The organism is Enterococcus sp. DIV0170 (genome assembly GCF_051710765.1).
GTDB lineage: Bacteria > Bacillota > Bacilli > Lactobacillales > Enterococcaceae > Enterococcus_A > Enterococcus_A raffinosus.
The window spans coordinates 23,497-43,999 of record NZ_JBIOLG010000001.1; the positions used below are offsets into that span (position 1 = coordinate 23,497).

General features: G+C 40.4%; 21 protein-coding genes. 16 read left to right on the forward strand and 5 right to left on the reverse strand.

The genetic code is table 11. The features are described 5' to 3' along the window. Positions 1-110 precede the first annotated feature (110 nt). Positions 111-488 carry a PTS sugar transporter subunit IIA gene (locus IGI50_RS00100; RefSeq protein ID WP_245001262.1) on the forward strand — a complete coding sequence of 126 codons (378 nt, stop codon included), beginning with the start codon at positions 111-113 and terminating at the stop codon, positions 486-488. Positions 489-580: 92 nt separating this feature from the next. On the opposite strand, the gene spxB is transcribed toward IGI50_RS00100, so the two are convergent. Beyond that, the gene (spxB, locus tag IGI50_RS00105) at positions 581-2,302 is read right to left on the reverse strand and encodes a pyruvate oxidase (protein ID WP_438775669.1); all 1,722 of its coding nucleotides are present in this window, start codon (positions 2,300-2,302) and stop codon (positions 581-583) included. A 252-nt stretch (positions 2,303-2,554) separates the two neighbouring features. Between spxB and IGI50_RS00110 the strand changes: the two genes are divergently transcribed. Next, positions 2,555-3,373, forward strand: a complete 819-nt coding sequence (locus tag IGI50_RS00110) for a ZIP family metal transporter (RefSeq protein WP_438775670.1) — start codon at positions 2,555-2,557, stop codon at positions 3,371-3,373. Positions 3,374-3,420: 47 nt separating this feature from the next. On the opposite strand, the gene IGI50_RS00115 is transcribed toward IGI50_RS00110, so the two are convergent. Then, complete coding sequence (locus IGI50_RS00115; RefSeq protein ID WP_010747399.1) at positions 3,421-3,615, reverse strand: hypothetical protein; 195 nt, start codon at positions 3,613-3,615, stop codon at positions 3,421-3,423. Positions 3,616-3,781: 166 nt separating this feature from the next. On the opposite strand from IGI50_RS00115, the gene IGI50_RS00120 reads away from it, so the two are divergent. Beyond that, a complete protein-coding gene (locus IGI50_RS00120) occupies positions 3,782-4,354 on the forward strand; it encodes a TMEM175 family protein (protein ID WP_218256272.1) in 573 nt (190 codons plus the stop codon). A 30-nt stretch (positions 4,355-4,384) separates the two neighbouring features. Here IGI50_RS00120 and IGI50_RS00125 read toward each other — a convergent pair whose 3' ends face one another. The 3 genes from IGI50_RS00125 to IGI50_RS00135 form a co-directional block, all read right to left on the reverse strand. Beyond that, positions 4,385-4,543, reverse strand: coding sequence for a hypothetical protein (locus IGI50_RS00125; protein WP_438775671.1), 159 nt, complete (start codon positions 4,541-4,543; stop codon positions 4,385-4,387). 74 nt (positions 4,544-4,617) lie between these two features. Next, on the reverse strand, positions 4,618-5,238 hold the full coding sequence (locus IGI50_RS00130; protein WP_438777554.1) for a DUF2922 family protein: 621 nt from the start codon (positions 5,236-5,238) through the stop codon (positions 4,618-4,620). Between the two features lie 45 nt (positions 5,239-5,283). After that, positions 5,284-5,667 carry a hypothetical protein gene (locus IGI50_RS00135; RefSeq protein ID WP_438775673.1) on the reverse strand — a complete coding sequence of 128 codons (384 nt, stop codon included), beginning with the start codon at positions 5,665-5,667 and terminating at the stop codon, positions 5,284-5,286. Between the two features lie 441 nt (positions 5,668-6,108). On the opposite strand from IGI50_RS00135, the gene IGI50_RS00140 reads away from it, so the two are divergent. The 13 genes from IGI50_RS00140 (at position 6,109) to IGI50_RS00200 (ending at position 20,495) form a co-directional block, all read left to right on the forward strand. Further along, positions 6,109-6,786: an HAD family hydrolase gene (locus tag IGI50_RS00140; RefSeq protein ID WP_438775674.1), complete on the forward strand. Its 678-nt coding sequence runs from the start codon at positions 6,109-6,111 to the stop codon at positions 6,784-6,786. Next, positions 6,779-7,186: a DUF4809 family protein gene (locus IGI50_RS00145; RefSeq protein WP_438775675.1), complete on the forward strand. Its 408-nt coding sequence runs from the start codon at positions 6,779-6,781 to the stop codon at positions 7,184-7,186. Before IGI50_RS00140 ends, IGI50_RS00145 begins: the two co-directional genes overlap by 8 nt. A gap of 223 nt (positions 7,187-7,409) precedes the next feature. Continuing rightward, a complete protein-coding gene (locus tag IGI50_RS00150) occupies positions 7,410-8,870 on the forward strand; it encodes an aldehyde dehydrogenase family protein (RefSeq protein ID WP_010747393.1) in 1,461 nt (486 codons plus the stop codon). Positions 8,871-9,286: 416 nt separating this feature from the next. Beyond that, positions 9,287-11,362, forward strand: a complete 2,076-nt coding sequence (locus IGI50_RS00155) for a BglG family transcription antiterminator (protein ID WP_438775677.1) — start codon at positions 9,287-9,289, stop codon at positions 11,360-11,362. Next, positions 11,362-11,835 carry a PTS sugar transporter subunit IIA gene (locus tag IGI50_RS00160; protein WP_438775678.1) on the forward strand — a complete coding sequence of 158 codons (474 nt, stop codon included), beginning with the start codon at positions 11,362-11,364 and terminating at the stop codon, positions 11,833-11,835. The genes IGI50_RS00155 and IGI50_RS00160 overlap by 1 nt, the downstream gene beginning before the upstream one ends. 20 nt (positions 11,836-11,855) lie before the next feature. Beyond that, the gene (locus IGI50_RS00165; protein ID WP_010747390.1) at positions 11,856-12,146 is read left to right on the forward strand and encodes a PTS sugar transporter subunit IIB; all 291 of its coding nucleotides are present in this window, start codon (positions 11,856-11,858) and stop codon (positions 12,144-12,146) included. A gap of 144 nt (positions 12,147-12,290) precedes the next feature. Next, on the forward strand, positions 12,291-13,559 hold the full coding sequence (locus IGI50_RS00170; RefSeq protein WP_438775679.1) for a PTS galactitol transporter subunit IIC: 1,269 nt from the start codon (positions 12,291-12,293) through the stop codon (positions 13,557-13,559). 13 nt (positions 13,560-13,572) lie between these two features. Continuing rightward, positions 13,573-14,631 carry a zinc-binding dehydrogenase gene (locus tag IGI50_RS00175; protein WP_438775681.1) on the forward strand — a complete coding sequence of 353 codons (1,059 nt, stop codon included), beginning with the start codon at positions 13,573-13,575 and terminating at the stop codon, positions 14,629-14,631. 135 nt (positions 14,632-14,766) lie between these two features. Next, positions 14,767-16,857 (forward strand): PTS sugar transporter subunit IIA, encoded by a 2,091-nt coding sequence (locus IGI50_RS00180; RefSeq protein WP_438775682.1) that lies wholly within the window; start codon positions 14,767-14,769, stop codon positions 16,855-16,857. A gap of 229 nt (positions 16,858-17,086) precedes the next feature. After that, the gene (locus IGI50_RS00185) at positions 17,087-17,545 is read left to right on the forward strand and encodes a PTS sugar transporter subunit IIA (RefSeq protein WP_438775683.1); all 459 of its coding nucleotides are present in this window, start codon (positions 17,087-17,089) and stop codon (positions 17,543-17,545) included. Positions 17,546-17,570: 25 nt separating this feature from the next. Beyond that, positions 17,571-17,873: a hypothetical protein gene (locus IGI50_RS00190; protein ID WP_010747385.1), complete on the forward strand. Its 303-nt coding sequence runs from the start codon at positions 17,571-17,573 to the stop codon at positions 17,871-17,873. Positions 17,874-17,990: 117 nt separating this feature from the next. Then, positions 17,991-19,412, forward strand: coding sequence for a PTS galactitol transporter subunit IIC (locus IGI50_RS00195; protein ID WP_438775685.1), 1,422 nt, complete (start codon positions 17,991-17,993; stop codon positions 19,410-19,412). 21 nt (positions 19,413-19,433) lie between these two features. After that, positions 19,434-20,495, forward strand: a complete 1,062-nt coding sequence (locus IGI50_RS00200) for a galactitol-1-phosphate 5-dehydrogenase (RefSeq protein WP_438775686.1) — start codon at positions 19,434-19,436, stop codon at positions 20,493-20,495. Positions 20,496-20,503: the final 8 nt, after the last annotated feature.

Below are 20,503 nucleotides of genomic sequence, written 5' to 3' on the forward strand. Positions count from 1 at the left end.
CAAGGCCTCTTTGCATTATATCGGGGAACATCTGAAGTTTCAAGTCAACCGTTAAGAATTTACTTGGGAATTAAAATAGGATAGACTTGGCAATGAAGGGATGTGTCAGTATGATCGGGATCATTATCGCGACCCACGACCATTTAGCGGACAGTCTGTTAAAGACAGCGGAGTCCATTCTAGGTGAGCAAAGCTGTGTGGAGACTTTAAATATCGAACCAGGGGCTACAGGGCTGCAAGAAAATATTGAGGACTATGCTAAAGAATTATTAACGAAAGTGGATGAACTTGTTTGGCTGGTGGATATGTTTGGCGGTACACCCTTTCGCTATGCCAGCTTCTGTGTGATGAGTGATTCACGTCAGTCTCTAGTGACGGGAGTGAATTTACCAATGGTCCTGCAGGCGTTGGTCAATCGAGAATTGCCAGCAGATGAACTGACCAAGCAATTAGAAAAAGAAGCAAAACAAACGATTCGCAGAATGTAAAAAAGGTTGTGCCAAAAATTTAGGCACAACCTTTTTTGTCTATTACTAGTCTGCTTTTCCAAAAAGGATCACACAAACAATATTCATTTGGTCTATTTTAGGATTTCACGCAATGTTGGCATATCGTGTACTTGATATTTTTCTTTGAAGGCATTGATTTGTTCGGCAGAGAATTTTTCTGGTTCAAGCTCTAATGCTTCCACTGGTAAAGGACGTTCATCCTTGATTTTAACATCAATAACAACGGGACGCTTGCTTGCTTTGGCCGCGGTGAAGGCGGGTTCTAATTGGCTATATTCAGTGATGGTAAACCCATCAGCGCCAAGTGCTTCCCCAACTTTACCAAAGTCAGCTCCTTCTAAGAAAACACCAAATTTTTGTTGTTCAGTATCTTCTTGTTCAGCTTCAATAAAACCAAAAGCATTATTTGAGAAGACCACGTTGATAATTGGTAAGTTGTATTTTACCTGAGTAATGATATCCTGCATCTGCATCGCAAAGCCACCATCACCGCTGAAGGTAAAGACTTGCTTCTCTGGATAAGTTAATTGTGCGGCAATTCCGCCTGGAACACCATTTCCCATTGTTGCGAACCAACCGGAAGTTGTAAATTGCTGTTCGCCATTCATTTCTAAGTGACGGATAGCGTTCAACGTAACATTTCCGACATCGGCAACATAGACGGCATCTTCTTCGGCAATTCGATTTACTTCCTTAAAGACAGGTTCTGCACGTAGGGGCATTGATTCATCATTATAGAAGCTCTTACGCCAAGCATGCCAGTTGCGAATGTTTTCTTGATTGGCTTTAAGCCATGCATCCGCTGGACGTGCGTTTCCTAGTTCGACCCAACGACGTAAAGCAGTCGCACCGTCACCTAAAACCGATTGATCGACTTGGTGACGACGACCAAATTTCGCCGCATCAATGTCGACTTGGATAAATTTCGCATCTGGGTTAAAGAAGTAACGGCCAAATGGAAAATCGCTGCCGACAAATACGATTAAATCGGCGTCAGCTAAAGCCTCATTTGCAGGTTTTGTTGCAACACGCGCCGCAAAGCCTAAGAAGTTTTCATAAAGATCAGGGACAATTCCTTTTGCTAAAACAGCTGCTGCAACAGGCATTGAAAAATGTTCAGCAAATGCTTTGATTGCATCAAAGCCACCGCGCACGCCTTGTCCAATATAAAGAACAGGTTGTTTCGCTGCTTCAATCAATGGTAAGGCTGCTTTGAGATCTGCTTCGTCGGGAAGTAGCACACCTGTTTTATGATTTTTGGCTGTTGCGATTTCTGTTTCTTCAATTTCTGCAAAACCAAGGTCAACAGGGATAGTAACAACTGCTACGCCTTTTTGTTGGTAAGCCGCTTTAATCGCTTCATCAATCACATGAGGCAAACTTTCCGCTGTCATCACCGTCCGATTGTAGACACTAACATCTGCAAACATCGGATTTTCATTTAATTCTTGGAAAGCATTATAGTTCATAGCAGTAGAGGCGACTTGTCCCAATAAAGCCAAAACAGGAACATGATCCATTTGCGCGTCATAAAGACCGTTGATCAAATGACTGGCACCAGGACCAGCAGAACCAAAGACAGCACCGACTTTACCAGTTAGTTTTGCATCAGCTGCGGCAGCGAGAGCGCCCGCTTCTTCGTGACGTACTTGAATATATTTAACGGATTCGCGTTCATGATACAAGGCATCCATTGTTGAGTTGAATGATCCACCGGGAATACCATAGATATGATCGATTCCCCAAGCTTCTAACACGTTGACCATTGCAACTCCTGCGTTAATTTTTGACATTTTTTTCACTCACTTTCTTTTTGTAAGTTTCCTACCCAAAAAGTATAACGCGTCTTAAAAAAACCAGCAAAGAAAGTGTCTCAAAAGAAGTTTACAGGCTCGCCTAAAACATGATAAAGTAATTTTGAACAAACGTTTTCAGGATACCCATTCATTTTAGGCAGATAAATTTTTTTCATCTCTTGAGGACAGATTCTTGAAATGGGTGCTACTAAAAGAAGAAAGAATAATTGTTGAAAGTAGGAGGTTCACATGGTTGAGTGGATATTAAGCTTAGCAGTATGGCAGCAAGCGTTAGTTGGGACGCTATTTACTTGGGGAATGACTGCTCTAGGTGCCGCATTGGTTTTTTTCTTTAAAAATATCAATCGAAATGTATTGAATCTGATGCTGGGCTTTGCCTCAGGCGTGATGATTGCGGCGAGTTTTTGGTCTTTATTAGATCCGGCCATAGAAGCTGCCAAGGAAAATGGCTCGATTCCCTGGCTAGTGGTTAGTCTTGGTTTTGGTTTGGGCGGATTGTTTCTCTATCTTGCGGACAAAACAATCCCGCATATGCATTTTGGACCAAACAAAGAAAAAGAGGGCTTTCCTAGTCATTTAAAGCGAACAATTTTATTAGTATTTTCGATTACTTTGCACAATATCCCAGAAGGATTAGCTGTTGGAGTTGCATTTGGTGCTGCTAATGAAGCCGCCAATCCAACTGCGGCAGTCTTGGCAGCAATATCAGTATCATTAGGTATTGGGATACAAAACTTTCCAGAAGGAGCGGCGGTGTCAATTCCTTTACGTCAGGAAGGGTTAAGTCGGACCAAATCATTTCTTTACGGCCAAGCTTCGGGTTTGGTCGAACCGATCGCCGCTGTAATTGGTGCATTACTAGTGACAAGTGTTGAACCACTATTGCCCTATGCACTATCTTTTGCTGCTGGGGCCATGATCTATGTCGTAGTAGAAGAGTTGATCCCAGAAGCACAAGCAACAACGGATAGCAAGCATCATTATGGTGTGTTTGGTGCGATGTCTGGATTTATTATTATGATGATTTTAGATGTAGCGTTGGGGTAATACCAAAAAAATCGTCGAAAGCTTAGCTTTCGACGATTTCTGTTTTTTTAATATGTCCGTCCACGACGTTTTGTCAACCAGTTGACTAAGAAGTAAGCAATCGCTAAAGGAATGGCGATTCTAAAGAATAAGCCAATTAATCCAGAAAGGATTGGACCAACGATACTTAAAATCAAACTAGCAACTAAGAAAAAGCCGACAACAGCTAAAATTCGTACAACCATAGGGTATTCTTTCATCATTTTAAATTCCTTCTTTCCATTTGTTTTAACTTAAATACAGTTTAGCAAACTATTTTCTCACTTACGTCCAACTTAAGACGTATTTATTGGCAAACGAGGCTCTTTTTTGGTTAAATAGGAGTCGAAGAAACTAATTTTTAGTAAGTATTGAATGGAGTTAAGAAAAATGCCAAAATCTCGAATTGAAGCTTTTACAGATGCGGTCATTGCTATTATTATGACTTTGCTGGTTTTAGAATTACATGAACCAAATGGACCGACTTGGTCTGCCTTTCTACATATGGAGCATAAATTTATTGTGTATCTGATCAGTTTTGTTAGTTTAGCGATTTATTGGAACAACCATCATCACCTTTTTCAATTAGTGCATAAAGTAGATGGCTGGGTTCTTTGGGCAAATAACTTTTTGATTTTGATGATGACCTTATTTCCCTATGTGACTGCTTGGGTCGGGGATTATCCTTTTTCATGGGCACCACAGGCGTTGTATGGTTTTGTCACGTTAGGTACTGATTTTGCCTATTACTTGTTAGTGCGAGCACTTGTAAGAGCAAATGGAAAAGATTCTAAGATTGGACAACTATTTAAACATTATCCGAAATTGTATTTATCTATAGGTTTAGCAATTGTGGCACTGATCCTAGGGAAATTGATTGCTCCAATTGCAGTATTGATTGTCAATGTCCTGATTTTATTAATGTGGTTCATTCCAGAAAAATCGATCGAAAAGACATTGTAAGAAAACATATTTCTCAAAAAGAGGCTATCTTTATAAAGATATATATATCCCTGTACCTGCGATTATTGATAAAGTCGCAGGTGTTTTTTTATTGTCATAGATTACGCTCGACCGATGATTGATCAGTGCGATGATCACCCCACAAAGAGCGGAGCGAGGACCTATCGAATCAGCTCGCTCAAGGTGCATCACCTCCTCTCCGGAGTGGAGGCTGACGACGCAAGCAAGAGACTTACACATAATTTATTTGAGAAGGGCAGAATTTAAGTGTGTAAATCACCATCTCGTGAACGGATGTCTGGATCGTCCTTGTTGCGATTCTTCCTTCGACGAAGCCAAGCAAAGAAGCCTTTTTGCGTAGCGTGTTGTTTTGGAACTACCGCAGGCGTGGCTAAAGTGGGTGAAGTTTCACTTACAGAATTCGTTTCTACTGACGGAATCGTCTTTTTTCCGATTTGTGGTGCAGGTATGATTAATGAAGGCGAGACGTTTTTCGTTTCTGCTGGTCCTTCGAGCTTTTCAGCAAGGGCAGTTCGGGATGCATCGAATAAATAGTTATAGCTGTTTTCGGTTTTAACAGCTGGAATTTTGGTTTCTTTCTCAATCTTTGGAAAAGGAACCATTTTTTCTTTATCGCAAGGGATTTCTTCTTTGGACTCCTTTTCTTTATCGAAAATCTCGGTTTCTGTGGTGGTGATGATCTTTGCGGTGACAACTTTATCAAATAGTTTTACGCCATTTTCTTCAAAAATATCCAACGTGGTTAAGAGTTCGCAAGCTTCTTTGATGACGGGGATTGGCAGATCACTCTTTAGATTGCTGTATTTCCAGTCGTGTGTTGCACCCAGACCGTTGGTAAATGTTGCCACTAAATCCTGTCTCATCATTCCATTTCCTTTCTCAAATTTTTTTGCGTAGAGTATCTTCTATCAAGGTTCTGTAGTTTCATCTGGACGGATTTTAGAAATCAAGGAACGGACAAGGGACACGGCTTTTTCACCAAAGTTACGGATAGGGAATGTTCTCAGTTTTAATGCTTGCCATTCAGGTGTCATGAAGTAATCCTGAAAATAATAAAAGAAGCGCTTCATGGTGCGAGTGGCTTTGGTGTTCATAAAAATCTCACGGACAAGATCCTTCAGAATGAAGGCAAACTCCTCCGCACCTAGCTGGTGCCGTACTTTTAAAGTGAGAATGTATTTGATGGTTAAACTGCTGTTTTGTGTACTGTAGTAGTAGTCTTTGATGCGTTTTTCTAAGGTTGTTGATTTTAAGTTGAACAATTGGCGGTACGAAAGAACTTGTTCATTCATGGGATGTCCTCCTTATTTTTAGTTGAGAAAGAGAGAAGTGAGTTTCCTTTCTCATATGTTTTCTTCAAAAATTACTCGGCCGATGACTATAAGATAAAGCATTTTAAAAATAAAAGCGAACCGCAAAATCGCACTTTACCCCTCAAATTCGAAGGTTTGAAACGAAGAATTAGGCTTTGTAGAATGTAAACAAGCTATGTTGAGGGGCAAATGGAAATTTCGCGGTTTGAAAAAAGAAGGTGAACTGTATTATAATAGAAAGTTTCATTGAAAATATATTTTTAAGGGTGGATAAACTTGTTTTTGTCTCTTTAAGTAAAAGAATCCAGTTCCATTTATCGAAAATCCTATGGTAAACTATTTTGAGAATGTCTATTGTCAATTTGAGGTGCGGTGCCTCTTATTTTTCAATGAATGAAGGAAAGGTCAAGGAGGGTATCTATGCTAGAAGCGATTATTTTCGATATGGATGGTGTATTAGTAGATTCAGAATATACGTATTTTCAAAGTAAATCACAGATCTTAAAAGAGGCCGGGCATGAAGTAGAAGAAAGCTATCATTTTCAGTTCATGGGAACGACTAGTGAGTATATGTGGGAACAAATGAAGCAAGAATTTTCACTGCCTTTATCTGTAGCAGCATATGTTCAGCGTATGACTGATTTGCGCCAAGCAATGATTAAACGCGATGGAATAAAGGTAATACCTCACGTACAGGAGTTCGTGAAGCGGTTGTATGATGGCGGCTTAACATTAGCCGTAGCGTCATCCTCCTCGTTAGCAGAGATCAAGGCAAATTTGACGGAAATAGGCTTGTCTGAGTATTTTTCAGAAGTCGTCAGTACAGAAGAGGTAACCCATTCAAAACCAGCCCCAGATGTTTATCTAGCCGCGGCAGAGCGAATAGGTATAAAGCCTGAAAATTGTTTAGGTATTGAAGACACGAAAAATGGTGCCGGAGCGGTTCATAATGCGGGAATGGTTTGTGTGGGTTTTGCTAATCCAGCTTTTCCTAAGCAAGACTTGGCCTTTGCGGATGTCGTGGTTTCGACATTTGCTGATTTGGATCCGAATGCACTGACTCAAATTTATCAAGAAGTGAGGGATCAGCGTGCCTAAAGCAGCGATTACCAGTAAAGCTTTTTTGATTGAGGGTGGGTGTAATGCCTGCGGTCTGCAAAATACGGAGAACTTCACTATTCATTTTGAAGATCAACGATCCTCTGTGCTGGATCAGTTTGATGTTCCATCACTTGTCCAGACGATCGCACAAAAAAATGGTTGGCGGGAGACTGCCATTCCAGTAGGGATCGGAGAAGAAGAGATTGTTTTGAAAAAGGATAATGATGTGATCCAACCGAAATATCTTGGGGACCAAATAATTTATCAAGCAGGCAATCAGCGAATTCAAGCAAAGCAACAGTATGATGACAATCAGGAATTATTTGAACAGGTAAACAATATTTTGGTTCAGCTGTTCAAAATTGACCCGTATGACATAAGAATAGCTGTTGAGTAAATCCTAGAGAAATGAAGTGCCCCCAATAGTCGGACTTTTTTCGGAGTAGAGAAATCTACTCCGTTTTTGTTTGTTAAAATTAGTGATTATGCTACTTTCTGTGTTGTTTCTTGTACCTGAATAGGGCTTTTCTAATGCATTTTCCATTTTTCTCTGAGCCGTAATTTTGCATTTTATTGAAAGCGTATTCTATGATGGGAAGATACAAGAGAGGTGGATGAGAATGGAAAAACAATTCGAAAATCAATTTATTGGCGGAGAATGGAAGGTGGGTAATGACTTAGAACACGTAAATGAGGACAAAAATCCCTACACGCAAGAGACGATCCTGAGCATACAAGGTGCGAATACAGAGGATGTAGATGAAGCCTATCGAGCCGCTCAAAAAGCACAGAAAGAATGGATGCAGCAATCGCCTCAAGAGCGTAGTACCGTTATAAAAAAGGCAGCTGAGCTGATGGCAGAAAAGCAAGAGGAGATTATCGACTGGCTAATTAAAGAAGGCGGCGCAACAAAAATTAAAGCAGGGCTCGAAGTTAATTTGGCAAAAGGGATTACGGAAGAGGCAGCTAGTTTCCCAATGAGAGTAGAAGGAAAAATCTTACCTACGAATACCGCTGGAGAAGAAAGTTTTGTGATGCATCGACCTTTAGGAGTAATTGGAATCATTAGTCCTTGGAATTTTCCATTTCATTTGACGATGCGGTCGTTGGCGCCAGCACTTGCTGCTGGGAATGGGGTTGTGATTAAACCAGCCAGCGATAGTCCAGTAACTGGCGGTCTTTTGCCAGCAAAAATTTTCGAAGAGGCTGGTGTTCCTAAAGGCTTAGTCAATGTCACGGTTGGCAGTGGTAGTGAGATTGGGGACTATTTTGTTGGGCATGCGATCCCAAGTTTCATTTCCTTTACCGGGTCAACGCCTGTTGGCAAGAATATCGCTAGCCAAGCAATGAGTGGGGAAAAGATTAAGCAGGTAGCTTTGGAATTAGGAGGGAACTCTCCTTTTATCGTATTGGCTGATGCGGATATTGAAGAAGCGGCTCATGCGTTGATTGTCAGCAAGTTCATGCATTCTGGTCAAATCTGTATGGCTGCAAATCGTGCGATCGTTGTTGAATCCGTGTTTGATGAATTTGTTGATAAAGTGGTTGAACGAGTGAAAAAATTAGTTTCTGGAGATCCTGCCGATGAACAGACAGTTATTGGTCCGATCATCAACCAAAAACAAACAGATCAAATCGAAAAAATGATTCAGCAGGCGCAAGAATCTGGAGCCGAATTTTTGGTAGAAGGGACGATTGAAGGGCAGGTCATTGAACCATTTGTGCTCGTTTCCGAAGATCCGACCTTAGAGATTTTCCATGAAGAAATTTTTGGTCCAGTACTTCCAATTCTGAAAGTAAAGGATACACAAGCAGCCATAGAAGCAGCAAATGATACGGAATACGGGTTGTCCAGTGCTTTATTTACCAAAGACTTAAATCAGGGCAGAATCATAGCCAATAAAATCGAATCTGGGATGTGCCATATTAATGGATTGACTGTCGATGACCAGCCAAACGCCCCCTTTGGCGGAGAAAAAAATTCTGGTATCGGCCGTTTTAATGGCGAATGGGTATTAGAAGAGTTTACTAGAGTTCAATGGGTAACCACCAAATCAGGAAAAGGACGATATCCATTTTAAAATTTATACCAATCTTTATAAAAAATACTGAAGTGACTTAAAAGAGTTACTTCAGTTTTTTTTGAAGGTAAATAAAGTACAAATTCACTCAGAACGTTTATTTTAGCAAGCAACCTAATTTTTTGACGAAAAAACAGTAAAGTCTAGCTTACATAAAAAACAGACAAATAATGAGACTCTTGCTAAAATGAGTAGAGAACGAGAGTACCAAGTTGCATAATGTGTGATCAAAAACAGAAACGTTAACGTGATTTTTCATCGTTATTTAAGGGTTTTTAGTTTTTGATCAATTTTTTTTGTGAAAGAAAGTATTTGTAAGCACCAAGTTGCATAAAGAACACCGAATTAATTGGGAACAAAGAAGGTAGAAATGTAAGCGTTTTTCATATAAATTGAAGAGGTAAAGAGGGATGACAATGAATTTAGAAGAACGGACAAATCAGATTTTTGTTGAATTAGTTAACAACCCACAAATTACTAGTAAGGCGTTATGTGAGAAGTTTGATTTGACGCGAGGGCAATTGAATTATGCGTTGAAAAAAATCAATGATTCCTTATTAGAAGAAAAGCTGAGCGAAATCAAACGAACCAAAAATGGTCATTTTCTCATCGCAAATGAGATTCTTTCAAATTATAAGGGTGGTGATGAGCAGCTAGGGGAAACAGTGGAAAGTTATGTATTCTCCGGCAAAGAGCGAGCAGCCATAATTGAATTGATGCTATTGAGTAAAGAGGATTATTTATCACTAAATCATTTTATTGATGAATTGAAGGTCAGTCGGAATACCGTGCTGCGAGATTTGAAGGCGGTCGACCAAGAATTGCAGCAACATCAATTAACGTTGAAGTATACCAGGCAAAAAGGTTACTTCATTCAAGGAGATGAATGGAATAAGCGGAATGTTTTATCCGACTTGTTGAATAATTTAGCAGTGATGTACAACGGAATCAACTTCATCATCCAATTTGCTAATATTGATCCGCAACAGATCGACATTTTCCGCAAACGAGTAGAGTTGGTGGAGGAAGAGCTAGAGGTACAATTCACGGATGAACGACTAAAAACCTTGCCGCTATTGATTATTCTAATGATCCGACGGGCGCAAAAAGGGAAACTGATCTCCTATAGCTTTAAAGTGAATTATCGAGAACTGGCAGATACAAAGGAATATTTAGCAGCAGATCGGGTCATTTGGGATGTTGATGGTTTAAGTGAGAATGAACGAGTTTATGTAACGATGCTGCTGTTGACTACTAATCTTTCTCGGGGCGACATTTTATCAGTAAAAGAGATCAACAAGATGAAGGAAGCTCTGGAAAAAGTGATTGCTAATTTTGAACGAATTGCCAGTGTCAATTTAGAAGAGAAGGAAAAGCTTTTAGAACGTTTGCTAGTCCATATGAGGCCAGCCTACTATCGAATCAAATATCACTTGAATCTGCAGACTCGTTTTTATCAAGAAAACAAAGATGCCAATTTATTTTCACTCTTTTATTTAGTCAAAGAAGCGAGTGGACCGTTGGAAACCTATTTTGGACAATCAGTACCAGATGCAGAATTATTTTTCATTTCACTGTTTATCGGAAGTCATATTGTTGAAAGCACAGAAATTGTCCATCCAGAAAATCGTAAACGGGCAATCATTGTCTGTCCCAATGGTATCTCAATCGCTGTTTTATTGGAGAACACATTGAAGAACCTGTTGCCTGAAATTGACTTTATTATGTCAATGTCTGCGCGGGAATTCTATCGAAAGGACTACGATGTCGATTTTATTTTCTCGGCGGTACCGTTAAAAACGGAAAAGAAGGTATTTGTAGTCAATAACTTTCTCTCAGAGCAGGAAAAACGCCAACTAAGGGAAAGAGTTCTGCGATCTACGGCAATCATCCAGACAGAAATTGTTACTCCAGAGAAAATTTTAGCAGTGGTAAAAAAACATGCGGAAATCATAGATGAAGCAAGTCTTTATGAAGAATTACTCAGTTTGTTTGCTCCTAAGGAATCGAAAATTTTAGCAAAGAAACGACCGCATTTGATTGATCTTTTAAAAGGGGAAACGATCCAGATCTTTGAAGAAGAGATCAGCTGGTCGGAGGTTTTAGAAGCATTAGCTCGTCCTTTAGAACGGCAGCAGGTGATCACGACAGAGTACATCAACGCATTGAAAAAAGAAATGCCGACATTGCCAGCATACACCGTCTTACGCCATAAAATTGCGTTGCCCCATACTGTGAGTGAGGCTGGAGCAATCGGCGTAGGTATTAGTCTAGGACTCGTGAGAAAAGGAATTCCGACAGAGGATGGTAGAAAAATCCATACGGTCATCTTATTGGGATCTAATGATAAAGAAGAACATTTAGATTTGATTTTTGAAATGATGAGTTTAGCTGGAGCGAACGAGTTAACACAATTAGAAAAAGCAACTACGAAGGAAGAGATTCGGGAGGCGTTGATTCGTTTCAACGATGAGTATTGGAGGGCAAAATAATGACAGAAACGACACTAAGTTCTTACGTAAAGGAACCACTAGTTTTTGCGCAAGAAAATTTTTCTAACCAGGCAGAATTATTTGAGCAGGTAGCTCAGAAGGCTTTGGATCTAGGCTGGATAAGGGATGATTTCCTAGAACGGATCAGAAAACGAGAAGAGACATTTCCCACAGGCATTCAATTGATGAACTTCGGGGCAGCGATTCCCCATACAGACGCTGAGTGTGTATTGGAAGAATTCGTAGCGGTGATTACGCTTCAAGAGCCGGTTGTTTTTTACAGTATGGAAGACAACAGTACCCAAGTAAAGGCTCAAATTGTCTTTGTTCTAGGATTGAATCAACCTCATGCCCAGCTGGAAATGCTGCAATCGTTGATGGGATTATTGCAAAATGAAACGGTTTTATCAGAACTTTTATTAGCCACCACAGAAAATGAGTTAATTAGCACGATTAAAAAAAATCAATTGTAGAAAAAAAGGAGAGAAACATTATGAAAACAATTCGAGTATTAGTAGCTTGTGGAGCAGGGATCGCAACATCAACAGTCGTTATGAAAAAGGTAGAGGATTTATTTGCCAGAAATGATATGCCGGTGGAAATCACACAGATCAAGATCGCAGAAGCAGCTGGAAAGCAAGATGAAGCAGACATGTTGATTTCAACGACCATGTTGCCGACTCAATACAAAATTCCTGCGATCTCAGCAATGGCCTTTTTGACGGGTATCGGAACCGAAAAAGTTGAGAATCAAATCATCGAAGCAGCAAAGGGTATTCAATAATTTTTTAACTACATGTATGTTCGTTCCGCGTTTTGCGGATCAATAGAATTTTGCAATTTGCGGAAAGGACGTATGTGGTAAGACGCTGATTTATTTTTAGTTTAAAAATAAATACATTTAAACAAATTAGGAGGAATGAATGAAATGGATAGCTTAATGGATGTGGTACAGAGTATTTTAGGTGCTGGACCGAGTGTCATGCTCCCTATTATCATTTTCATTGTCGGAATTATTTTTAGGGTTCCAGTGAAAAAAGCAATTATTTCCGGAATTACAGTTGGTATCGGAATGATCGGGATCAACTTGGTTATCACGGTATTGACCACAAATGTAGGCCCAGCAGCACAAGCGATGGTCGAGCGGTTCGGTCTGAACTTGACGATCATTGATGCTGGCTGGCCAGCAGTCTCAGCCGGGACATGGGCGCAACCAATCGCGGCTGTGATGATTCCAGTGATCTTGATCGTAAATTTAATTATGTTGGCATTAAATCGAACGAAAACACTGAATATTGACATCTGGAACTACTGGCATGTTAGTTCTGTGGCAGCAACTGGTTATATTGTAACAAAAAGTTTTTTCTTTGGCATCCTGTGCGGGATTTTGTTTACAATTATTATTCAAATCATTGCAGATAAGACAGCACCTAAAGTTCAAGAATATTATGGCTTAGAAGGAATCAGCATCACCACAGGTTCGGCGCAAGGTTATGCAGTTTTAGCTTTACCGGTCGGTTGGCTGGTGGATAAGATTCCCGGTATCAATAAATTAGATGTGAAACCTGAAACAATTCAAAAACGTTTTGGGATTTTCGGTGAACCGATGATCATGGGGATCATTATCGGGATGTTCCTAGGCTTGCTGGGAGGCTATGACTTTATCGGCATCCTGCAAATCGGAATGAATATGGGCGGTGTCATGTTCTTGATGCCACGTATGGTAAAAATCTTGATGGAGGGATTGATCCCGATTCAAGAAGGTGCGCAAAAATTACTGCAAAGCCGTTATGGAGATCGCGAAATTTATTTAGGAATGGATGCTGCATTAGCAACAGGTTCACCAGCGGCATTGTCCACCGGTCTTTTGATGGTGCCGATCACCTTGTTCTTAGCAGTAATCTTACCAGGAAACCGTGTGTTACCTTTTGGAGATTTGGCAACCATTCCTTTCTTTGCAGCCTTGGTTGTTCCTAGTCGCAAGGGAAATATTTTACACTCCGTGATTTCATTGACGGTGGTCATGGCAGTAGCGTTATTGATGGCGACAAACTTCGCACCAGTTATTACCGAAATGGCGCAAGGCATCGTGAAATTCCCAGACGGGGCAGCAGAAATCACGAACTTAGATACTGGTGGGAACTTCTTAAAATGGATCTTCTTGAAACTCTCAGAATTAGTTGCACAAGTAATGTAGGAGGCTTATATCAATGAGTAAAACAATGAAGGGTGTTTCCAAACAGGCACCTGGCTATGACCAAATGGAATTTATTGACTTAGCAGTACCTGAAGCAACAGAGGATAAGGTATTGATTAAAGTAGCTTACACGGGTATCTGTGGGTCAGACATTCATACCTTTAAAGGCGAATATAAGAATCCTACCACGCCTGTCGTACTGGGACACGAATTTTCTGGTCAAGTGGTTGAAGTAGGAGAAAAAGTTACTAAGATCAAAGTAGGCGATCGCGTGACTAGTGAGACGACCTTTTATGTCTGCGGTGAATGCGACTACTGTAAGGAAAAGCAATACAACTTATGTCCGCATCGTAAAGGAATCGGCACGCAGCAAAATGGTTCAATGGCCCATTATGTATTGGCACGTGAGGAAAGTATTCATTTATTGCCGGATCATTTGAGTTATGAAGGTGCGGCGATGAGTGAACCATTGGCATGCTGCGTACATGCGATGTATCAAAAGAGTCATTTAGAACTGAAAGATACGATCATTATCATGGGACCTGGTCCTATTGGCTTGTTCTTGTTACAGATTGCCAAAGAAATTGGGGCATTCGTTATTATGACGGGTATCACGAAAGACGCGCACCGTTTAGAATTAGCGAAAAAGCTTGGGGCGGATGTCATCGTGGATACGATGAAGGAAGATCTGGCTAAGATCGTTAATGAAGTGACGGATGGCTATGGAGTGGATAAGGTTTATGACGCCTCTGGCGCAGTACCTGCGGTGAATGCCAGTCTGCCATTGATCCGCAAACAAGGGCAATTCATTCAAGTTGGTCTATTCGCGAACAAAATGGTGGATTTGGATACGGAATCCATTATCCAACGAGAGATAGAATACATTGGCAGTCGTTCGCAAAACCCATATGATTGGCCAATCGCGATTCATCTATTGGCGAAGGGTGCGATTAATATCGAAGAAATGATCACGAAAAAATATCCGTTGACAGATTGGCGTGAAGCCTTTGATAAAGTGATGGAGGGCAACGAGATCAAAGTAATGATCGAATCAAATCCAGGAGAATTTTAATAAAACGAAGGAAGTTGCACTGTTATTTCAGTGCAACTTTTTTGTTATTTTAAAATTCTTTCAAAAAGAAACCGTTTACTATTTTTCTTGTTCAGGCTAGACTAAAGGAAAAAATGGCAGACAGGAGGGAAACAGATGGACCTTGATAATCGGAGTGTTCAGGTTTTACAAACCGTCGCTTCTACAGTAAAAATTTCTTCCAAAGAAATCATGGAAAAATACCGACTCACTCGCAATCAATTAGATTACGCACTGAAAAAAATAAATGACTATCTGGAAGAGAATAGCTACCGAAAGATTATTCGATCACGCAATGGGAGTTTTGTCGTTGATACAAAGGTGGTGGATGACTTTTCGGGAATCATGAATAGTGAAAGTCAATTACAGGCAGATGAAAATAGTTTTCTAGATGAGGATCATCGATTGCTAGTTATTTTATTATTGATTTTTTCCGCAGACTATCTCTCGCTTTATCACTTTTCGGAAAGTTTAGAGGTGAGTAAAAATACGATTGTCTCGGACATCAAGAAACTCAAGAAACAACTGAGCAGACATAAGCTGACCATCGATTATTCTAGAAAGGGTGGATACTATTTTCGAGGAGATGAGGAAGCGATTCGTGGATTGATTCTTGTTGTAACGGATCAAGTGATGGAATCGATTTACAATCGCCTTATTTTTGAAAAATATTTGGACATTCAGGTAACGGAAATTGAGGCCCAGAGAAGAATGTTGCGCTTGGTGGAAGAAGAACTGCAAGTTCAGTATACCGATAATAGAATTCAGACAGCTCCTTATTTCTTAGTCTTGCTGGATCGTCGAGTAAAGAACGAGCATCTTATTGAGCAGCGTTTTGGCTTGCTGGCAAAAGAAATTATGGATACCAACGAATATGCGGCAATCGTAAAAGTATTGGCTGGACAAAGCATGCTCCCGAAATCCTATACGGAACATCTTTATCTGTGTCTTTATATCCTGTCCTTAAAAATTACTGATTTAAGCAATATCTTTTCACTTAATAAAGTGGAGCTGCGAAAACACATCGAATTGTTTATTGCTCAGCTAGAAAAAAATACAATCATTCAACTGAATGACAAAGCCCAATTAATTGAGAATTTAGCGTTGCATTTAACCCCCGCCTATTATCGCATTCGCTATGGTTTGACTTCCGATTATACGCTTACAGATATCGTTAAGAACCAATTGGATCCGCTGTTCTTTATTGTGAAATCATCGATTGCGCCCTTAGAGGAATTTTTTGAAGAACGAATTCCCAACGATGAAATATATCTGATCACTATGTTCATTGGCGCGTATATGCAAAAGGAAAAACCAATCAATCTTGATAATACGATTGTCAAAGCTGCGGTAGTTTGCCCGAACGGTATCATTAGTTCAAAGCTACTGGAAAAAACGTTAGATAACTGGTTTCCGATGATTCATTTTGTCAGCTCTTTTTCGATTCGTGAATTTTACGAAAAAGAGGAGTGCCTAGAGGTTCAATTGATCTTCTCAACTACGCCTTTAACGACAGAGTTCCCGGTGATCGTTGTAGGCAATGATCTTTCAGCGATGAACAAAACGTTAATCGTCAATGAAGTGATTCAGCTGATCTATAAGATCGATAGTTATAAGCTGCAGCCGGATCACATCCTGTCCATCGTCAAAAAACACCTTCCTATGGATGATGAGACAGAAGGAAAGATTCGTAAAGAATTAATGATCTCCTACAATTCGATTTTCCAAATTCAAGATCAAGAAATTTTGACGAATGAAACGAAGTTGAATTTAAGTGACCTGATTACGAAGGAAAGTATTGTCATCTTACCGAATAAACTAACTTGGCTGGAAATATTGCAGGCAGCCACACAAAATTTGATTGGTCGTGGAATCGTTGAGGCGAGCTACTTAAGCCATCTTGAGGAACAGTTTCCGGAGGTCACTCCCAGTATCGTATTGGGAAATCAGATCGTGATTCCCCATACCATTCCTGAAAATGGTGCTCGTGAACTGGGCATGTGTTTAGCCAAAATCCCACAGGGTTTCTCCAGTCAAGGACAGTGCTACCGATATGTAGTGGTTATTTCAGCGATTGACAAAAAAATGCATATCCAACCAATGATGCAGCTATTGAAAATCGCAAGCGATCCAAAAACGATTCAACGATTGGATCAGGCGCAAGATAAAGACGCGCTTTTAGCGGTTATCCAAGATTTCAAAAAATAGTAAAAATGAAATCCTCGTTCTTCTAGAGAGCGGGGATTTTTGTATGATTGAGCAGTTTAGCTAATAAATGACAGAGAAAACACTTGTGAAATCAATGTTTTCAGCAAGTCATACAAATATTACGGAATAGGTTCAGTAAAAAATGAGTTCAAAAGAAATTCAAAAGAAAGCGTTTCCGTGCTATCTTTTGGTTAAGCAAGAAGCAAAAAAACAGAATAGGAGGGATCTAGTGATCAAACGAGAGTTGCTTTTTAGCAAAATGAAGCCACAAGATTACGAAGAGATGATTTCATTCTTGGGTGGGAAAATGGAAGAACTAGGTTACGTCAAAACAACCTATGTTCCAGCAGTTTTAGAAAGAGAGAAAGGCTTTCCTACGGGATTGCAGATGGGCGATTATGGGATTGCGATTCCCCATACGGATCGTGAGCATGTATACCAATCCGCTTTAGCAATCGCGACTTTAGCAGAACCAATCGAGGTCTGCTCAATGATCAATCCAGAAGAAAAAGTCTGTGTATCATTGGTCATTTTAATGGCGGTGGAGGACCCCGATGGTCAAGTTAAGATGCTTAGCAAGCTGATGGGACTTTTTCAAGATGTGGAAACATTAAAGCGTTTAGAGCACGCATCGTCTGTGGAAGAGATGTATAACATCGTGGCAAAAATGGAATTAGAAATCGCATAAAGCGAAAATAAAAGGAGGAGCAACAATGAAAAGATACAATGTATTGTCCGTATGCGGATCAGGAACGGTGACATCATCAATGGTGGCGGAAAAATTAAGAGAAACGTTGGAAGAAAAAGGATATATCGTTGATACCACAGAGGCAAATCCGAATGAAGCGTTGTCTCTAGCAAAGACAGGAAAGTTTGATTTTATTACGTATACAAGTCCTTTACCAGATGGGGATTACGGAATTCCAGTAGTAAATGCCATCGGTTTCTTAACCGGGTTTGGGGAAGAAGAATTTTTAGAAGAAGTAGACGGCGTTTTACTAGCCTTGGAGAATTAAACGTTTAAGAACAGGTTGTTTTTGGTTTCTTGCGAAGAAGTGATACACAGGTATTGGTTTAATTGAGTTTAGGCATGTTGAAAATTAAATACATTAAATTGAAAAAGGAGTAATGAGATGTTAGAAACATTAAAAAGCGTTTTTGATACGTTTGGATCGGCTGTATTTGTTCCAGTGATGATTTTTGTCGTTGCTAAAGTATTGAAAGTGAAGACGCAAAAGGCATTTTTATCTGGATTATATGCAGGTGTTGGGCTGATGGGCTTTACTTTGATTTTGAACTCATACACCCCAATTATTTCGAAAGTCGTTCAACAAATGGTCGATCAAACAGGAATCAATCTTCCGGCCTTTGATGTAGGGTGGCAGGCAACGGCATTGGTGGCCTATTCAACGGAAGCGGGTATGATTTATCTAGTGATCGCCTTACTTTTACAAACGGTTCTTTTCCTTGTGAAATGGACAAATGTATTTCAGCCTTCTGATTTATGGAATAACTATTCTTATATGGTTTGGGGCTCGATGGTGTATTTAGCTACAAAAAATATGATCTTAGCAGTTGTCTTAATGTGTTTATTGAATATGTACAGCCTATTATTATCGGAAATGTTAGCCAGAAGATGGTCAAGCTATTATCACTATCCAAATTGTACGATCATTGCTATGCATAATATCGAGCCGGGAATCTTTGCTCTCTTGATGGACCCGATTTGGAACATGATCGGTTTGCATAAGGTGCGTCTGAATCCTCAAGGCTTGCAGAAGAAGTTAGGGTTTCTTGGCGAACCAATCTCATTAGGATTGTTCTTAGGTCTATTTTTAGGGATTTTAGGAAATATCAGCAATTTGGTAGAGCTATCTGCTTGGGGACAGATCACAGAAGTAGCGATCGCGACAAGTGCGGTGATGGCGATCTTCCCGAAAGTAGCGGGAATCTTCTCACAAGCCTTCAACCCGATCTCACAAGCAGCGAGTAAAAATGTTCGCGGCAATAACGAGGGACGCGAATGGTATCTTGGCGTAAATGATGCGACAGGCTATGGTGAACCAGCAACGTTGATCTCAGGAATTCTTTTGATCCCAATTATGGTATTCATCGCAATGATTTTACCAGGTAACCAAACATTGCCAGTAGTTGATTTATTGGCTATTCCGTATATGGTACAAGCTTTAGTATGTTTATCAAACGGAAATATCGCCAAAACACTGATCAATGGAGTGATTTGGTTCAGCCTAGGATTGTACATGTGCTCTTACACTGCGCCAATGTTTACTGAGATTGCACAAACGGTAGGGGTTACTTTACCAGCCGGCGCATTGATGGTAACCAGTTTCAATATTTTAGGAAAACCAATTTTTGGACTAATTTTCTTAGCCTTTTTAAGTCAGAATCCATTGTGGATTGGCTTGACGATCGTCGCATACTTTGTTGTTTACTTCTTATTCCGTAAAAATAAAGAAGCCTTTTATGGATATGTTGAACGAGCTGCAGCGAAAAACAGCGGTGAAATTCCAGAAGCCAAAACAAAGGTAGCTTAGTAGAGAAGGATGAAAGAAAAGATGACAGAAAAGATGAAAGCAAGTGTATTAATAAAACCCGGTGTTTTGGAAGTTCAAGAGGTAGAGATTCCTGATATCGGTGAAGAGGAAGTATTAGTAAAAGTCGCTTACGCGGGGATCTGCGGCTCAGATGTGCCCCGCGCAAACTTAGAAGATGGTGCAAGAATGTATCCGCTCATTTTAGGACATGAATTCAGTGGAACAGTTGATCGGGTAGGATCACAGGTCACTAAAGTTCAAGTCGGAGACAAGATCGCTGTTGCACCATTGATCCCGGACCCTAATTCTGAATATACAAAAGAAGGCTCCTATGGTCTCAGTGATAATTATAACATAATCGGTACAGGCAGTAATGGAGCTTTTGCTGAATACGTGAAGGTTCCCGAAGCACACTGTGTGGTAATGCCGGAAGATTTGGATTTGTTGTCAGCGGCAGGGGTAGAGCCGGCGACAATTAGCTGGCATGCAATGCAGCGGGCGAACATGAAGGTTGGTGATACAGTAGCAGTTCTTGGCTGTGGACCGATCGGACAATTTGCGATTCAAATCGCGAAAATATTCGGAGCAAAAAAAGTCATTGCCGTCGATATTTTTGATGAAAAATTGGCATTAGCAAAACAACTCGGAGCAGATGTAACAATCAACAGCAAAGAGCAGGATCTGGAAAAAGCTATCAAGGCAGAAACAGGCTTAGGCGTCCATGTTGTGATCGAAACGGCGGGGAGTAAATTCACTCAGAAGCAGGCCTTATTGATTACACGTAAACATGGGACGGTAGTATTGGTAGGCATCTCCCATCAGGATCTGCCCTTGTCTGAACATGAGGCAGAACGCATTATGCGTGCAGAGCTGACAATTACAGGCTCATGGAATTCCTATACCGCGCCTTATCCTGGACGTGCATGGGAAGCGACATTAGAAGAAATGTCCAAACGCAGAATCAAATTCAAAGAAATGGTGAGTGATGAGATCACGTTAACGGATTTGCCAGATGTGCTGCCTAAAATGTTTAAGCGTGAGCTTGCTTATAACAAAATCGTTGTTGCAGTCAATCCAGAGTAAAAGGGGAC

Excerpts from the sequence above, each read along its gene's own strand:
- IGI50_RS00195 (WP_438775685.1), top strand. The coding sequence starts at position 17,991 with ATGTTAGAAACATTAAAAAGCGTTTTTGATACGTTTGGATCGGCTGTA.
- IGI50_RS00200 (WP_438775686.1), top strand. The coding sequence starts at position 19,434 with ATGACAGAAAAGATGAAAGCAAGTGTATTAATAAAACCCGGTGTTTTG.
- IGI50_RS00125 (WP_438775671.1), bottom strand. The coding sequence starts at position 4,543 with ATGCACCTTGAGCGAGCTGATTCGATAGGTCCTCGCTCCGCTCTTTGT.
- IGI50_RS00100 (WP_245001262.1), top strand. The coding sequence starts at position 111 with ATGATCGGGATCATTATCGCGACCCACGACCATTTAGCGGACAGTCTG.
- IGI50_RS00110 (WP_438775670.1), top strand. The coding sequence starts at position 2,555 with ATGGTTGAGTGGATATTAAGCTTAGCAGTATGGCAGCAAGCGTTAGTT.
- IGI50_RS00150 (WP_010747393.1), top strand. The coding sequence starts at position 7,410 with ATGGAAAAACAATTCGAAAATCAATTTATTGGCGGAGAATGGAAGGTG.
- IGI50_RS00190 (WP_010747385.1), top strand. The coding sequence starts at position 17,571 with ATGAAAAGATACAATGTATTGTCCGTATGCGGATCAGGAACGGTGACA.
- IGI50_RS00160 (WP_438775678.1), top strand. The coding sequence starts at position 11,362 with ATGACAGAAACGACACTAAGTTCTTACGTAAAGGAACCACTAGTTTTT.
- IGI50_RS00175 (WP_438775681.1), top strand. The coding sequence starts at position 13,573 with ATGAGTAAAACAATGAAGGGTGTTTCCAAACAGGCACCTGGCTATGAC.
- spxB (WP_438775669.1), bottom strand. The coding sequence starts at position 2,302 with ATGTCAAAAATTAACGCAGGAGTTGCAATGGTCAACGTGTTAGAAGCT.
- IGI50_RS00120 (WP_218256272.1), top strand. The coding sequence starts at position 3,782 with ATGCCAAAATCTCGAATTGAAGCTTTTACAGATGCGGTCATTGCTATT.
- IGI50_RS00140 (WP_438775674.1), top strand. The coding sequence starts at position 6,109 with ATGCTAGAAGCGATTATTTTCGATATGGATGGTGTATTAGTAGATTCA.
- IGI50_RS00155 (WP_438775677.1), top strand. The coding sequence starts at position 9,287 with ATGAATTTAGAAGAACGGACAAATCAGATTTTTGTTGAATTAGTTAAC.
- IGI50_RS00130 (WP_438777554.1), bottom strand. The coding sequence starts at position 5,238 with ATGAGACAGGATTTAGTGGCAACATTTACCAACGGTCTGGGTGCAACA.
- IGI50_RS00135 (WP_438775673.1), bottom strand. The coding sequence starts at position 5,667 with ATGAATGAACAAGTTCTTTCGTACCGCCAATTGTTCAACTTAAAATCA.
- IGI50_RS00180 (WP_438775682.1), top strand. The coding sequence starts at position 14,767 with ATGGACCTTGATAATCGGAGTGTTCAGGTTTTACAAACCGTCGCTTCT.
- IGI50_RS00170 (WP_438775679.1), top strand. The coding sequence starts at position 12,291 with ATGGATAGCTTAATGGATGTGGTACAGAGTATTTTAGGTGCTGGACCG.
- IGI50_RS00165 (WP_010747390.1), top strand. The coding sequence starts at position 11,856 with ATGAAAACAATTCGAGTATTAGTAGCTTGTGGAGCAGGGATCGCAACA.
- IGI50_RS00115 (WP_010747399.1), bottom strand. The coding sequence starts at position 3,615 with ATGATGAAAGAATACCCTATGGTTGTACGAATTTTAGCTGTTGTCGGC.